Here is a 13,607-nt window from a genome sequence, read left to right as displayed (position 1 = left end):
GGGAGGCGGTGCGTGACCAGTCTTGCAACCAACTATGATTCGACGTCGCGACCGATCAGACGGAGCGGCCTGAGCGACCTTGGAATCCGAAATCTCTTCATCATTCCGACGGTCGCGTTCCTGATTGTCTTCAACATATTTCCGCTGATCTATTCGCTGGGCTATTCGTTCACCGATTTCAGCGCCTCGGCCAACGCGCCGGCGAATTTCATCGGGCTCAAGAACTATCGTGATCTGCTCTCCGACGAGAAGATCTGGTCGAATTTCTCGATCACGGCCAAGTATGTAATCGTCTCGGTAAGCGGGCAGATGATCGTTGGCTTCGGCCTCGCCATGCTGCTCAACCGAACCTTCCCGATGAAGGGCCTGGTGACGACCTTGCTGCTTCTGCCGATGATGATGTCGGCTGCCGTGGTCGGTCTGTTCTGGAAGCTGCTCTATGATCCGTCCTGGGGTATCATCAACTACGCCCTGGGCCTTGGCGACTTCGCCTGGCTGTCCAATCCCGACGCCGCGCTCTTCGCGATCGCCATCACCGACATCTGGATGTGGGCGCCTTTCGTCATGCTGCTATCGCTGGCGGGTCTTTCGGCCGTGCCGAAATATCTCTACGAGGCGGCCGCGATCGATCGCGCCAGCACTTGGTACACCTTTACGCGCATCACGCTGCCGCTGGTCCTGCCATTACTTTTGATCGCGCTGATCTTCCGGACCATGGAAGCGTTCAAGACCTTCGACATCGCCTACATCATGTCGACTCAGCCGACGACGGAAGTGATTGCGATCCGTCTTTACAAGCAGGCCTTCCAGCAATGGGACACAGGCAAGTCCTGCGCGCTGGCCTACATCGTCCTCATCATGGTGCTGGCGATCACCAACATCTACGTCAAGTACCTCAACAAGGTGAAGGAGCGCTGACATGGCGGCCGTCAAGTCTTCAAGCCAAGCCGTCGTCAATCGCCTTGCCGTCGTCGGGGTATTGATCGCAACGCTGATCTTCCTGGCGCCGATCTACTGGATCGCATCGACCGCCTTCAAGCCGCGAGCGCTGGCGACCACCGTGCCGCCGACCGTTTTGTTCCAGCCTGAGATCACCTCGTTCATCAAGCTGTTCGTCAAGCGCGTGCAGTTGAAAACGCCGGTCGATGCGGAAACCTATGCGGCGGCTCCCTGGTGGGAAAAACGCATTTACGACAATGGCGAACGCGTGCTGCGGACGGGTGATACCGTCCAACTCTCGGCCTATCCCAGTCGCTTCATGAACAGCTTGATCGTCGCCATCACGTCAACCGTTCTGGCTGTCGGGATGGGAACGTTCACCGCCTACGGCTTCTCGCGCTTCCGCGTCAAAGGCGAGGCGGATCTGCTCTTCTTCATATTGTCGACACGCATGCTCCCGCCCATCGTCGTCGCGATCCCGATGTTCCTCATGTATCGGGCGGTGGGGCTGACTGACACGCATATCGGACTGATCATCCTCTACATCGCCTTCAACCTCTCCTTCTCGGTCTGGCTCATGAAGGGCTTCATGGACGAGATACCGAAGGAATATGAGGAGGCCGCGCTCGTCGACGGCTACACGCGAATGGAGGCGTTCTTCAAGATCGTGCTCCCCGAGGCGGCGACCGGCATCGCGGCGACGGCGGTGTTCTGCTTCATCACCGCCTGGAACGAATATGCCTTCGCCCTCGTCATGACCAACCGGCGCGCCCAGACCGCTCCGCCCTTCATCCCTTCGCAGCTTGGCTCCGGCCTGCCGGATTGGACCGTGATCGCGGCCGGAACCTTCCTGTTCCTGCTGCCGGTGGCGATCTTTACCTTCGCACTCCGGGGACATCTGCTGCGCGGCGTCACATTCGGCGCGATCCGCAAATAGGGAGGACGACCATGAGCTTTCGCGAACTTAGCGCAAAGTATATCGAGCCGGCCTCGATGTTCCTGATGATCGCCGGGATCGTCGCGCTCTGCCAGCCCTGGCACCAGGGGCTGCATGCCTGGGGCGTCACCATCACCCTCGTGGGGCTGATCGGCTTCAACATTGCCGCCCATGTGCCCCGACCCGAGAAGAAGGAGGGCTGAGCGTGGCCGAGATCGTTCTAAAAGACGTTCAGAAGTTCTTCGGCAGCGTTCAGGTCATCCGCGACATGAACCTGACGATCGCCGACCGCGAATTCGTTGTGCTGCTCGGCCCGTCGGGCTGTGGCAAGACGACGACGCTGCGCGCGATCGCCGGGCTGGAGGACATCACCTCCGGCGAAATCCGCATCGACGGCCGGCCCGTCCAAGATTTGGAGGCCTCGAACCGCGATATCGCCTTCGTCTTCCAGCTCTATGCGCTCTATCCGCATTTGACGGTCTACGAGAATATCGCGTTTCCGTTGCGGGCGGCGGGCGAAAAACGGGCGAACGTCGACCGGCAGGTGCGCGACGTCGCCCGTTCGCTCGACATGACGCATTTCCTGGACAAGCGTCCCTCGGCCCTCTCGGGTGGCGACATGCAGCGCGTGGCGATCGGACGGGCCCTCGTGCGGCGGCCGAAGGCGATCCTGATGGATGAGCCCATCGGCGCCCTCGACGCGAAATTGCGCGAGGACATGCGGACGGAACTGAAGCGCCTCCATATCGAGAACAAGGCGACTTCCGTTTATGTGACGCATGATCAGGTCGAAGCAATGTCGCTTGCCGACCGTATCGTTGTGATGAGCGAGGGCATTCTGCAGCAGGTTGGAACGCCAATGGATGTCTATCGCAATCCAGCCAATCTCTTCGTCGCCCAGTTCATCGGCAGCCCGGTGATGAACATCGCCAAGGCAACGCTCGCGGCCGAAGGCGGCCAGGCTTCGGTGCGACTTGGCGACGCCAAGTCGGCTTTCCGGATCACGCCGGAGATGGAGAGCCGGCTGAGCAAGGTGGCCGGCCCGTTGAGCTCGCTGTCGCTCGGAATCAGACCGGAGGGGGTCATCGTCGCACATGAGGACAGAGACGGGTTTGTCCCGCTGGAGGCGCATCTGATCGAACCGCTCGGCGCCTACGACATCGTCGATCTCAAGGTCGGCGACGAGATGCTGCGGGCGCGAACCAGTTCCGGTTTCGTCCGCAAGCCCGGAGATGTCGTCTTCGCCCGCCTCGACGAGACGCAGACGCACTTCTTTGACACGAAGTCCGGGCGCTCGCTCGGCATCCGCGCGGAGGTTTAAGCATGGCCCATGTCCGCCTTAAGGGGATCAGCAAGACCTTCGGCTCACATGAGGCGCTGAAGGGCTTCGACCTCGAGATCCGCAATGGTGAGTTCTTCGTCCTGCTGGGACCGACCGGTGCCGGCAAGACGACGACGCTGCGCCTCATCGCCGGGCTCGACAAGCCGACACAAGGCACGATCGAGATCGACGGCGTCGATGTCGCCGACTGGGGGGCGGCCGAGCGCGATGTCGCACTGGTGCTGCAGCAATATTCGCTCTATCCACGCTATACTGTGAGGCAAAACCTCGAATTTCCGCTGAAATCCAAGGTCCGCCGCCTGCCACAGCCGGAAATCGACGAACGCGTCGCCAAGGCGTCGAAGACGCTGCGTATCGGCCATCTGCTCGACCGCAAGGTTGATCGCCTCTCGGGTGGCGAGATGCAGCGCGTTTCGATCGGCCGCGCCATCGTGCGTTCTCCGCGCATCTTCCTCATGGACGAGCCGCTTTCCAATTTGGATGCCAAGCTGCGCGAGGCGCTGCGGTCCGAACTCAAGGATTTGCAGGTCAAGCTTGGCGCCACCTTCCTGTTCGTCACGCATGACCAAATCGAGGCCATGTCGATGGGCGACAAGGTCGGCGTGCTGAACGGCGGCAATCTCGTCCAGGTGGGCTCTCCTCACGATATCTACCACCACCCCCGCGACATGTTCGTCGCGAGCTTCGTCGGTTCGCCGGCCATGAACCTGATCGAGGCCGACATCGGCGATGGCCGCGTACGGATCCCTTCTGCGGATCTGGAATTCCCGTTGACCGATGCCGCGAGGCGTCGGTTTGCCGGCGCCAAGGGCCGCATCGTTCTTGGCGTTCGAGCTGAGGATATCCACCTTGCGGCCGATGGACCGATCGCTGCGCGCATCTGGGGTGTAGAGAACCACGGCGTCGAGAAGATCGTGACGCTGAAGGCGGGCGACTGCCTGTTCAAGGCGACGCTGCCGGCATCGATCGGTACCGAAATCGACGCGTCCATGCGCTTCGCCTTCGATCAGGATCGCGTCCACGCCTTTGACCCGGTGTCGCAGAAAAGCCTTGTCGATATCGACGAGGCCGTGCTGGAGGCGGCGGAATAGGGCGCTTCCGGATCCTTCTCGAAGGGGGGGCGGCCCGGGCTAAAAAGGTTCATGCCTTGATGGAAACATGCCAGGTACGGTGGGCCCTGCCGTCATCCCGGGTTAAGAGCCCGGGTTGACCGAGCGTTGCTTCGGAGGGTTGGCATTCGATGCCGCTTCCGACAGGATGTGATCCGCTTCAGTCCAGGTGGAAGACTTCTTCCATCATCGACCACCACTCGCCCGCCTTCGCCGAGGCGAGTGGTTGCTGGCAGGGGTCGGTCTGCGCAAGCCATGCGCGGATCGATGGTTCCTTGTCGAGGCGGGCCGCGTCGGCCGGCCAGTCGTCGCCGTGATACTCCCAATAGCCGAAGAGCAGGTTTTCGGGCTCGCGCAGATAGATCGAATAATTCCTCACGCCGCAGGCGGAGAGCAGGGCGTTGACTTCCGCCGAGCCGCTCGCATGCAGGCGCTTATATTCGGCTATTCGTTCTGGCTTGACGCCGATCGCCATTCCCATGCGCTGCATGTTCAACCCTTTACGGCGCCAACCGCGATGCCGCTGACGATCTGGCGCTGGAAGACGACGTAGATCAGCACGATCGGCGCCGCTGCCAGGACGATGCCGGCGGCCAGCAGCGGCACATTGGTCGTGTATTGGCCGCGCAGCGCCGCGATGCCGACCATCAGCGTGCGCTTGTCCTGGAGCACGAGCAGCGAGATCAGTACGTCGTTCCAGCAATAGAGCGTGTTCAGGATGCCGAGCGTAATCAGGGCGGGTTTGCCCAGCGGCAGCATGATGCTCCACCAGATCTGCAGCAGGCTGGCGCCGTCTATCTGCGCCGCCTCATAAAGTTCGCGCGGCAACCGCGCATAGAAGGCGGTCATCAGATAGACGCTGAAGGGCAGGAAGAACGCCGTATAGGCCAGGATCAGGCCGATGCGCGTATTGACGAGATCGAGCGCGATCATCGTTCGGTAGAAGGGCACGAGCACGACCTGTACCGGGATCATCAGCGAGATGAGGATGATGGTGAAGACCAGCTTCGAGCCGCGGAAGCGCAGCACGGCGAGCGCGAAGCCGGACAGCGACGATACGACGAGCAGCAGCAGCACGGCGCCGGCGGTGACCGCGACGGAGTTCAGGAAATATTCGGAAAGGTGCGACTGGATCCATGCCTGCGGGAAGTTGGCGAAGGTCGGGTCGAGCGTGACGCCGAAACGGTTGAGGACATAGTCCTTGCGCGTCTTCAGCGCCGCATTGATCGCGAAGAACACGGGATAGACGGCCGAGAGCGCCAGCAGCGCCATCGGCACGGCGATGATCCAGAGGATGCGCTTCTCGCGGGTCTCGACAGCGGACATGGGCGGCTCCGGTCCCGGATTCAGAGATTGGCGTTGCGCGACATGATGCGGATCTGGATGGCGGCGAGCCCGCCCATCAACAGGAACAGCACCATCGAGATCGCGCTGGCATAGCCCGGGCTGTTGAGCTTGCCCTGCTCGAGCCAGATCAGATATTCGGGCAGCGTCGTCGCCGTGCCGGGACCGCCGGCGGTCAGCACATAGATGAGGCCGAACATCGAGGTCAGCATGCCGATGGTCGTCACGACGGCGGCGAATTCGATGATGGGCCGCAGCGACGGGATCACGACATACCACCAGGTTTGCAGAAGCTTGGCGCCGTCGAGCTTCGCGGCCTCCAGCATGTCGGATGGCACCGTCGAGAGGCCGGCGAGGAAGATCAGCACGCCCATGCCGAAGGTCGACCACAGCTGCACGGCGATGAGGCTGAACAGCGCGGTGTTCGAATTGCCGAGCCAGTCGATGGCGGAAAAGCCGAAGGCCTTCAGCATGGCGTTGAGCGAGCCGTCATAGCGCAGGATCATGTTGAAGATCGCGCCGATGATCACCGACGACAGCACGGCCGGGAAGAAATAGACGGCGCGGAAGAGCTTCCCGCCCGGCACGCCCTGATGGATCAGGATGGCGAGCACGAGGGGCAGGGCAATCCAGATCGGCAGCGTCGCGATCAGGATCAGCATGTTGACCAGGCTGTCGATGAAGGTCGGGTCCTGCGTCAGGCGCAGGTAGTTGTCGATCCCGATGAAGCTCGGCGGGTTGATGCCGTCATAATTGGTGAAGGAATAGCCGAGGCCCCAGACGAGCGGGACGACGCGAAACACGACGACGAGGGCGAGCGCCGGCAGGACGAACAGCAGCGCGAGCCGTTCCGGCCGGTTGCCGAGGCGGGAGCGGCGCGTCGCGGGGGAAGTCGTGCTGGCGGTCATGCGGATCGTCTCTTTAAGGCACGCGACGCTTGGGTATCGGCAACGAAGACCCTCTCCCGCGTACGGGAGAGGGCGGGGCGGTGGCCGCGGCCGTTACTTCTTGTTCGCCTGCGCCTGGGCGGCGTCCAGTTTGGCGACGGCCTCGTCGACGGTCGTCTCGCCGGTCAGCAACAGCTGGCTCTGGCGATGCCACTCCTCTTCGACGGCCGACGGCAGGCTGTTGTGGGCGACGATGGCCGGGCCGTCGCCAAGCCAGCCGAGCACCAGCTTGGCCGACGGGCTCGCGACCTTCGAGGTGTCGACCTTGGTATTGGACGGAATGGCGCCCGCCGTCTCGAAGAAGGTCTGCATGTGCGGCGCGCTGGCGACGCTCGTCACGAACTCGATCGCGAGATCCTGATGCGGCGAGAACTTGGTGACGCCATAGCCGATGCCGCCGGCAAAGGGCATCTTCAGCGCGCCGCTGGCCGTGCCGAGCGGCGGCATGATGAAGGCGCCGACCTTGTCGTCGCCGAGGAAGCCGCCGAACTCCTTCCAATGTGCCACGTCCGAGATCAGGCCGACGACATTGGCGTTCTCGCCACGCTCGAACGTCTCATACTCGTCCATGAACATGGCCGTCGAATTGGCGCCCTCGGGGTACCAGCCATTCTTGGCCGTATCGACCCAGGCCTGGACGATGGCCTTGATCTCCGGGCTCGACCATTTGAGCTCGCCCTTTTCCCAGGCGGCGGCCTGGTCGGCCGTCAGTCCGTTCGCGGCGACCGAGGAAAGGAAGAAGTCGGCGCCGAAGCCCTCCTTGTTGCCGAGCGCGAAAGGCGTGACGCCGGCCTTCTTCAAGGCATCGGCGGCCGCCGAAAGTTCGGCCCAGCTCTTCGGCGGGTTTTCCGGATCGAGGCCCGCCTTCGTGTAGAGGTCCTTGTTGTAATAGACGACGAAGCCCTGGATCGACAGCGGGACGGCATAGAGGCCACCATCCTTGCCGGTGAATTCGGCCCAGCCGGCGACGTCGTTCTTGATCGGCGCCACGGCCTCGTCGAGCTTGACGAGCGCATCGGTGCGCTCCTTGGCCTGCGATCCGCCATGCACCATCACGACATCGGGGCCTTGCTTGGCGGCGAGCGCCGTGCCGAGCAGCGTGTAGTACTGATCGTGAGGCTGCATCACATATTGGATCGTGACGCCGGGATGGGCGCTCTCGAAGTCGCTCTTCACCGCGTTGAAATAATCGGCGAGCGCCGGATCGCCGGACTTGAAGTCCCAGACGGTCAGCGTGGTGTCCTCGGCATGGGCGAGGCCGGCAGCGCCGGCGAGTGCGGCGGCGAGAATCGTTCCCGCGCGCAGCATATTGACGATGGATTTCCTCAAGATGTCCTCCCTGGCAAAGATCGGTTCTGCGGCCGGCGGCTCCCCGCCGCGGGCCGGCTCAGTGTGGCAACCTCTTGTTCAACGGTGCGCGCGGCAGGTCGGCGGAAGCGATCACGTCCGGTGTGGCATGCTCGCGCTTGGCAGCCTCGGAAAGGACCAGTCCATGGCCGGGCCGCTCCGGCGCATAGGCCCAACCATCGCGAATCTCGATCGGCTGCTCCACGAGGTGATCGAAATTCTGGAAGGAATATTCGAGCCACTCGACCTCGGGCAGGGCGACAGCCATGTTGACGCCGATCTCGAGGAAGGAGTTGCCAAGGCTCACCGGAATGCCCTGCTCGGCCGCGATCCAGCCGATGCGCATCACCTCGGTGATGTACCCATGAACGTTGATCATGTCGGTACCGCGCGCCTCGATGAGCCGCAGCTTGTCCGACGCGCCGAAATATTCGCCCGAATTGACCAGCGTGAACGGGCAGCCGGCGCGGATCATCTTCAACCCTTCGAAATCGTAGCGAAGGATCGGATCCTCGATCCAGAGGATGTCGTAGCCGGCCTTGTTGATGATGTTGAGGCGCCGCACCGCGTCCTGCGGCGACCAGCCCTCATTGGCGTCGATCATGATCGCCTCGGCCTTTCCGACCGTCTTGGTCAGGAGTTCCAGCCGGTGCAGGTCGCGCTCGATATCCGGATGCCCGACCTTGATCTTGAAGGCGGAGTAGCCGATCGAGCGCGCATGCTCGAACAGGGCGCAGAAATCGTCGTCCGAGAGATGATAGTCGAGCCCGCTGGCATAGGCCTTCACGCGATTGCGGGTGGCCCCGAGCAGCTTCCAGAGCGGCAGGTTCACCTGCTTCGCCGTCAGGTCCCAAAGCGCTTGGTCGATGCCCTCGCCGAAGGGAAGCGATGTGCTACGGATATTGCCGCCGCGCGGACGACGAACCCGATGAACGAGTGCCGCGGGGGCCTGACCCTCAAGGCTCGGCCAGACCTCAACGCGGAAGATCCTGTCGATCTCTGCCAGCGAGGGGAGGGCGTTGAACAGCGAAGGGATGAAGCCAAGGCCGACCAGCCCGGTATCCGTCACCAGTTCCAGTGTCGCCATATGGGCATGCTCGATGCGGACCTGGCTGTCGCCGATGACGCGATCGCGAGCAAATTGGAAACGGTGTAGTCGATATTCCACGATGCGCATGATATGAGTCGCCTAATCGATCAATTTCGAGCGTTGATATGCCACACAAGCGATCTGATAGATCAGATTGGACCGAGCCGCAAGATATTGACGTTGCTGCACTGCGGGACGGCAGCGAGCGCGAAGCGGATGGCGGCGCGGTCTCGCTGAGCGAAATCGCGTATCGGCGGATTTTGGAGCTGCTGTTCGCGCGCGGCCTGCCGGCGGGCGCCAATGTCTCGCAGAACGATCTTGTGAGGCTGGTCGGCGTGCCGGTGGCGCCGCTGCGCGATGCCCTGCGGGTGCTCCAGACGGAGGGGCTGCTGACCATTCACCCGCGCTCGGGAATCCGCTTCCTGAAGGCCGATTTCGAATTCGCCAAGAACACGTACCAGTTCCGCAGCATTCTCGAGCGGCCAGCGGTGCGCGTCTATGCGGAAGCGGGCACTTTATCGTCGATGGAGGCTCTGCGCTCGCGGCATGAGCGCGCGATCGAGGCACTGCAGCGGGACGGGTTCTCGGCTGAGATCGTCCGAGAACTGGTGACGCTTGACGAGATTCTCCACTTCGAGATCATTGCCGCCCTTGGCAACCCGCTGGTGGAATCGACGTATCGCCGCGTCCACAATTATCTCCAGCTGATCCGGCTCGACCGGACCCTCACGGCACCGCTCGCTCTTCGGACGCTGCGCGAACATCTGGATTTGCTGAAGGCCTGCATCGCGCGCGACCCCGAGGCGGCCGACACGGCGCTGCAGGCCCATTTCGGCAACGCCTTGCAGCGGACGATCGGGATCTTCTGACTCGACTATAGAGCGACAGAATGCCGGATCAGCCTGAACCCGCCCTGCCAGGAGGGCTCAGGCGAACCCGTGTTCCTAGGCGATCAGCCGCCGTCTCGACGACAGCATCAGCGCGATCACCGTGACCACGAACGGGATCGTGTGGATCAACTCACCCGGCATCCACTGCAGGATGCCCGGCAGCGCGATCGAGAGCGCCTCGAAGAAGCCGAACAGCACCGCCGCGACCATGGTGCCGATCGGGTGGCGCCGACCGAGCAGCACCGCGCCAAGCGCGATGAAGCCGCGGCCTGCCGTCATGTCGCGCGTGAAGCCGACGAAGGAGAACATGGCGAGCTGCGCGCCGCCGAGTCCGGCGAGGCATCCCGAGGCGATCAGGCCATAAGTGCGCAACCGGTTGGGCGCGATGCCCGCGGCTTCGGCGGCCGGAGGATATTCGCCAACCGCGCGGAAGCGCAGGCCTTCGGGCGTGCGGTAGAGGAAATACCAGATCGCATAGACCATGAAGGCCGCGAGCCAGGTCAGGTAGGAATGGCCCGAAAATACCTCGCTGAGGAACGGTCCGACAGCGGGAATATTGCCGAGAAAGGACAGATCCAGCTCAGGGATAGCCTTGGACGGGATGTTGATCGACGTGCCTTTGTCGCCGCCGGTCGCATAATTCAGCACTGTCACGGTGCCGCCCGCGGCAATGATATTGATCGCGAATCCGACCAGGATGATGTCGGCCTTGAAGCGCAGATGGAACAGCGCCATCACCCCGCCCAGGAATCCGCCGGCGGCAAGGCCCGCCAGCACGCCGATATACCAGGGCGCATGGGCCGAGACGATCACAGCCGTCAGCGCGCCGATCAGCATGATGCCTTCCAGCGCGACATTGAGCGATCCGACGAGATCGGAGAGCAGGCCGCCCAACGACGCGAACAGAATCGGCGTCGTGGTGCGGATGACCGCCGCGACGAAGGTCGCGGACAGGATCGTGGCGAGGATCTCGTTCATGATGTAGCCCGCGATGCAGCAGTCCGGTTACCCATCAAGCGGGCGAGCATCGCCTTGCCGGGAACCGTGAAGGAGGAGGCGACCAGCAGGATGACGATGCCCTGCACGATGCCGATGACCTCGGCCGGCACGTCGGCGCGATAGTTCATCAACGCCGCGCCCTGGCGCAGATAGCCATAGCCGAGCGCCACGAAGGGAATGGCGAGCGGCCGATTGCGGGCAACGATCGTGATGAGGATGCCTTCGAAAGCCATGCCGGCCTCGAAGCCGATCGAAAGTTTGCCATAGGCCGTGCCCTGCACGAACACAGCGCCGAGGAGCCCGCCGATGGCGCCCGCCGCCGTCATGGCGCTGACCATGATGAAGCTCGAACGGATGCCGGAATAGGCGGCGAAGCGGGCATTGTGGCCGGTGAGGCGCAGCTTGAGGCCCCAGGCGGTGCGATAGAGCAGGAACCAGACGACGAGCGTCGTGACCAGCGCGATGACGAGGCCGAGATCGACGCGGGTGCGCGGGATGAAGGCCGGATAGATCGACTGCGGTGGGAACGATGCGGAGGTCGTCAGCCCGCTCTCCAGCGAGGCGAGATAGACCCGCAGGATGTAGTTGCAGACGTCATAGGCGATGTAGTTGAGCATCAGCGACGACACGATCTCGTTCGCGCCGAGTTTCGACTTCGCATAGCCCGGGATGAAACCCATGATCGCGCCGCCGATCATGGCGGCGAGGATGCCGGCCGGAAGGGCAATCCAGGTCGTGCCGACCGGCGAGAACGCCACGAGCGTCGCGAACAGTCCGCCAATATACACCTGGCCCTGGACGCCGAGAGCAAACTGGCGGGCCTGGAAGACGAGGCTGAAGGCGAGGCCGGCGAGCGCCAGCTTGGCGGAATCATCGATCCAGATGCCGATCGTGCGTTTGCTCGAAAGCGGCGACGTGATGAACGTCTCGAAGGTCGCCCAGGGCGTCTTGGAGGCGAAGAAGATGATGATCAGCGTGACCACCAGCGCGAAGATCGCGGCCATGACGATGCGGCCGGTCTCGGAAAGGATCAGTCGGCCCTGTGTCATGCGAGTGCCGCGTTGCGTTCTTCGGCCGGTTGTTCGGCAAATCCCAGCATGTAGCTACCCAGCACTTCCGGAGTGACCTCTTCCGTATTGACGAAGGCGGCGACGATGCGGCCGCGATAAAGAACGATCATCCGATCCGCCAAGGCGAGAATCTCGGAAAGGTCGGCCGATGTCAGCAGGACTGCGGCACCGGCGTCACGCGCTTTGGCGATGTTCTGCCAGATGAATTCGGTGGCGCCGAGATCGACGCCTCGTGTCGGGTGCGAGACGAGCAGCAGGCTGGGTTCCGACGACAATTCGCGCGCGACGACCACCTTCTGCATGTTGCCGCCGGAAAGCGTCCCGATGGCTGATTCTGGCCCCTGGACACGGACGCTGAACTTCTCGATCAGCTTGACCGCATGGGCGCGGATGCTCTTCAGATCGAGCAGGCCGTTGCGCACGAAGCGCTTGTCGGTCAGCTCCGTCGCGACGATGTTCTCCGCGACCGTCGCACCGCCGGCGCTGCCGGTTGCGATGCGGTCTTCGGGAATATTGGCCATGCCGGCGGCGCGCCGCTCGAGAACGCTGACATTCGTGATGTCCGTCTTGCCCAGTTCGACCGAACCGGCCGCAATCGGCCTCAGCCCGCCGATCGCGTCGAAGAGCTCGCTCTGCCCGTTGCCCTCGACGCCGGCAATGCCGACGATCTCGCCGGTGCGCAGCACGAGATTGACGTCCGAGACCGCGTTGAGGCCATGGTCGTTTTTGACGGTCAGCTCGGAGATGCGGCACAGATGCGTATGCTCGGCGCCCGGCGCCGCGCGGTTGATCTTCAGCGCGACATCGCGGCCGACCATCATGCGGGCGAGGCTCTTCTCCGTCGCATCCTTGGCCGCCACGGTGCCCACCATCTTTCCGCCGCGCATCACGGAGATCGTATCGGAGATCTCCAGCACTTCCGGCAGCTTGTGGGCGATGAAGAGAATGGTTCGGCCCTGCGAGGTGAGCGAGCGAACCGCGGCGAACAGCTCGACGACCTCCTGCGGCGCCAGCACGGCCGTCGGCTCGTCGAGGATCAGCAGTCGGGCGTCGCGATACAGCGCCTTGAGGATCTCGACCCGCTGCTGCTGCCCGACAGGCAATTGCTCGACCGGGGCATCGACATCGACGGGGAGGCGAAAGCGTTCGGCAAGTTCGCGCACCGTGTCGGAGGCGCGCTTGCGATCGAGTTTCAGGCCGGACCGGGGCTCCACGCCAAGGACGACATTTTCGGCGACGGTGAAGGACGGGACGAGCGAAAAGTGCTGGAACACCATGCCGATGCCGGCGGAAATCGCGGCTCGCGGCGAATGGAGGACGATCGGCTTGCCGTCGAGGAGTATCTCGCCGGCATTCGGCTGTTCGACGCCGAAAAGGATCTTCATGAGGGTCGACTTGCCGGCACCATTCTCGCCGACGACGGCATGGACGGTGCTGTGCGCTACCGAGAGGTCGATGCTCTGGTTGGCATGAACGCCGCCCGGATACGTCTTATCGATGCCAATCGCTTGGAGAAAAGGAGTCATGTCTGCCGGGATGGTTGATTTAGACGCAGGCCCGGTACGGACGGGCGGCGAACATGAAAATCGCCGC

General features: G+C 63.0%; 14 protein-coding genes. 6 read left to right on the top strand and 8 right to left on the bottom strand.

Going from position 1 to position 13,607, the window contains the following annotated elements:
- Positions 1 to 12: 12 nt before the first annotated feature.
- The 5 genes from OSH05_RS06490 to OSH05_RS06470 are packed head-to-tail and all read left to right on the top strand — an operon-like array spanning position 13 to position 4,309.
- Positions 13 to 918, top strand: coding sequence for a carbohydrate ABC transporter permease (locus OSH05_RS06490; RefSeq protein WP_104217024.1), 906 nt, complete (start codon positions 13 to 15; stop codon positions 916 to 918).
- Position 919: 1 nt separating this feature from the next.
- Positions 920 to 1,876: a carbohydrate ABC transporter permease gene (locus tag OSH05_RS06485; protein ID WP_104217025.1), complete on the top strand. Its 957-nt coding sequence runs from the start codon at positions 920 to 922 to the stop codon at positions 1,874 to 1,876.
- An 11-nt stretch (positions 1,877 to 1,887) separates the two neighbouring features.
- Positions 1,888 to 2,079, top strand: coding sequence for a hypothetical protein (locus tag OSH05_RS06480; RefSeq protein ID WP_104217026.1), 192 nt, complete (start codon positions 1,888 to 1,890; stop codon positions 2,077 to 2,079).
- A gap of 2 nt (positions 2,080 to 2,081) precedes the next feature.
- Positions 2,082 to 3,197, top strand: a complete 1,116-nt coding sequence (locus tag OSH05_RS06475; RefSeq protein ID WP_104217027.1) for an ABC transporter ATP-binding protein — start codon at positions 2,082 to 2,084, stop codon at positions 3,195 to 3,197.
- Positions 3,198 to 3,199: 2 nt separating this feature from the next.
- Positions 3,200 to 4,309, top strand: coding sequence for an ABC transporter ATP-binding protein (locus tag OSH05_RS06470; protein WP_104217028.1), 1,110 nt, complete (start codon positions 3,200 to 3,202; stop codon positions 4,307 to 4,309).
- A gap of 178 nt (positions 4,310 to 4,487) precedes the next feature.
- Here the strand turns inward: OSH05_RS06470 and OSH05_RS06465 are convergent, their stop codons facing one another.
- From OSH05_RS06465 to OSH05_RS06445, 5 genes are all read right to left on the bottom strand, one after another.
- A complete protein-coding gene (locus OSH05_RS06465) occupies positions 4,488 to 4,817 on the bottom strand; it encodes an L-rhamnose mutarotase (RefSeq protein WP_104217029.1) in 330 nt (109 codons plus the stop codon).
- A 2-nt stretch (positions 4,818 to 4,819) separates the two neighbouring features.
- The gene (locus tag OSH05_RS06460; RefSeq protein WP_104217030.1) at positions 4,820 to 5,653 is read right to left on the bottom strand and encodes a carbohydrate ABC transporter permease; all 834 of its coding nucleotides are present in this window, start codon (positions 5,651 to 5,653) and stop codon (positions 4,820 to 4,822) included.
- Positions 5,654 to 5,673: 20 nt separating this feature from the next.
- The gene (locus OSH05_RS06455; RefSeq protein ID WP_104217031.1) at positions 5,674 to 6,579 is read right to left on the bottom strand and encodes a carbohydrate ABC transporter permease; all 906 of its coding nucleotides are present in this window, start codon (positions 6,577 to 6,579) and stop codon (positions 5,674 to 5,676) included.
- Between the two features lie 93 nt (positions 6,580 to 6,672).
- The gene (locus OSH05_RS06450; RefSeq protein ID WP_266352101.1) at positions 6,673 to 7,947 is read right to left on the bottom strand and encodes an ABC transporter substrate-binding protein; all 1,275 of its coding nucleotides are present in this window, start codon (positions 7,945 to 7,947) and stop codon (positions 6,673 to 6,675) included.
- Positions 7,948 to 8,005: 58 nt separating this feature from the next.
- A complete protein-coding gene (locus OSH05_RS06445) occupies positions 8,006 to 9,142 on the bottom strand; it encodes a mandelate racemase/muconate lactonizing enzyme family protein (RefSeq protein ID WP_104217033.1) in 1,137 nt (378 codons plus the stop codon).
- Positions 9,143 to 9,180: 38 nt separating this feature from the next.
- Here OSH05_RS06445 and OSH05_RS06440 point away from each other — a divergent pair, with 38 nt between their 5' ends.
- Positions 9,181 to 9,924 carry a GntR family transcriptional regulator gene (locus OSH05_RS06440; RefSeq protein ID WP_165801424.1) on the top strand — a complete coding sequence of 248 codons (744 nt, stop codon included), beginning with the start codon at positions 9,181 to 9,183 and terminating at the stop codon, positions 9,922 to 9,924.
- 75 nt (positions 9,925 to 9,999) lie between these two features.
- On the opposite strand, the gene OSH05_RS06435 is transcribed toward OSH05_RS06440, so the two are convergent.
- From OSH05_RS06435 to OSH05_RS06425, 3 genes are read right to left on the bottom strand one after another with little or no spacing between them, the layout of a single operon-like run.
- A complete protein-coding gene (locus OSH05_RS06435) occupies positions 10,000 to 10,923 on the bottom strand; it encodes an ABC transporter permease (protein ID WP_104217034.1) in 924 nt (307 codons plus the stop codon).
- The gene (locus OSH05_RS06430) at positions 10,920 to 11,993 is read right to left on the bottom strand and encodes an ABC transporter permease (protein ID WP_104217035.1); all 1,074 of its coding nucleotides are present in this window, start codon (positions 11,991 to 11,993) and stop codon (positions 10,920 to 10,922) included. The genes OSH05_RS06435 and OSH05_RS06430 overlap by 4 nt, the downstream gene beginning before the upstream one ends.
- Positions 11,990 to 13,540 (bottom strand): ABC transporter ATP-binding protein, encoded by a 1,551-nt coding sequence (locus OSH05_RS06425; protein ID WP_104217036.1) that lies wholly within the window; start codon positions 13,538 to 13,540, stop codon positions 11,990 to 11,992. The genes OSH05_RS06430 and OSH05_RS06425 overlap by 4 nt, the downstream gene beginning before the upstream one ends.
- Positions 13,541 to 13,607 lie beyond the last annotated feature (67 nt).

Origin of the sequence: Kaistia algarum, from assembly GCF_026343945.1 — a bacterium.
Classification (GTDB): Bacteria; Pseudomonadota; Alphaproteobacteria; order Rhizobiales; family Kaistiaceae; genus Kaistia; species Kaistia algarum.
Note: the sequence above shows the minus strand (reverse complement) of the source record. Positions and strands in the feature narration are given on the sequence as shown.

Excerpts from the sequence above, each read along its gene's own strand:
- OSH05_RS06485 (WP_104217025.1), top strand. The coding sequence starts at position 920 with ATGGCGGCCGTCAAGTCTTCAAGCCAAGCCGTCGTCAATCGCCTTGCC.
- OSH05_RS06480 (WP_104217026.1), top strand. The coding sequence starts at position 1,888 with ATGAGCTTTCGCGAACTTAGCGCAAAGTATATCGAGCCGGCCTCGATG.
- OSH05_RS06470 (WP_104217028.1), top strand. The coding sequence starts at position 3,200 with ATGGCCCATGTCCGCCTTAAGGGGATCAGCAAGACCTTCGGCTCACAT.
- OSH05_RS06465 (WP_104217029.1), bottom strand. The coding sequence starts at position 4,817 with ATGCAGCGCATGGGAATGGCGATCGGCGTCAAGCCAGAACGAATAGCC.
- OSH05_RS06460 (WP_104217030.1), bottom strand. The coding sequence starts at position 5,653 with ATGTCCGCTGTCGAGACCCGCGAGAAGCGCATCCTCTGGATCATCGCC.
- OSH05_RS06455 (WP_104217031.1), bottom strand. The coding sequence starts at position 6,579 with ATGACCGCCAGCACGACTTCCCCCGCGACGCGCCGCTCCCGCCTCGGC.
- OSH05_RS06445 (WP_104217033.1), bottom strand. The coding sequence starts at position 9,142 with ATGCGCATCGTGGAATATCGACTACACCGTTTCCAATTTGCTCGCGAT.
- OSH05_RS06440 (WP_165801424.1), top strand. The coding sequence starts at position 9,181 with ATGCCACACAAGCGATCTGATAGATCAGATTGGACCGAGCCGCAAGAT.
- OSH05_RS06435 (WP_104217034.1), bottom strand. The coding sequence starts at position 10,923 with ATGAACGAGATCCTCGCCACGATCCTGTCCGCGACCTTCGTCGCGGCG.
- OSH05_RS06430 (WP_104217035.1), bottom strand. The coding sequence starts at position 11,993 with ATGACACAGGGCCGACTGATCCTTTCCGAGACCGGCCGCATCGTCATG.
- OSH05_RS06425 (WP_104217036.1), bottom strand. The coding sequence starts at position 13,540 with ATGACTCCTTTTCTCCAAGCGATTGGCATCGATAAGACGTATCCGGGC.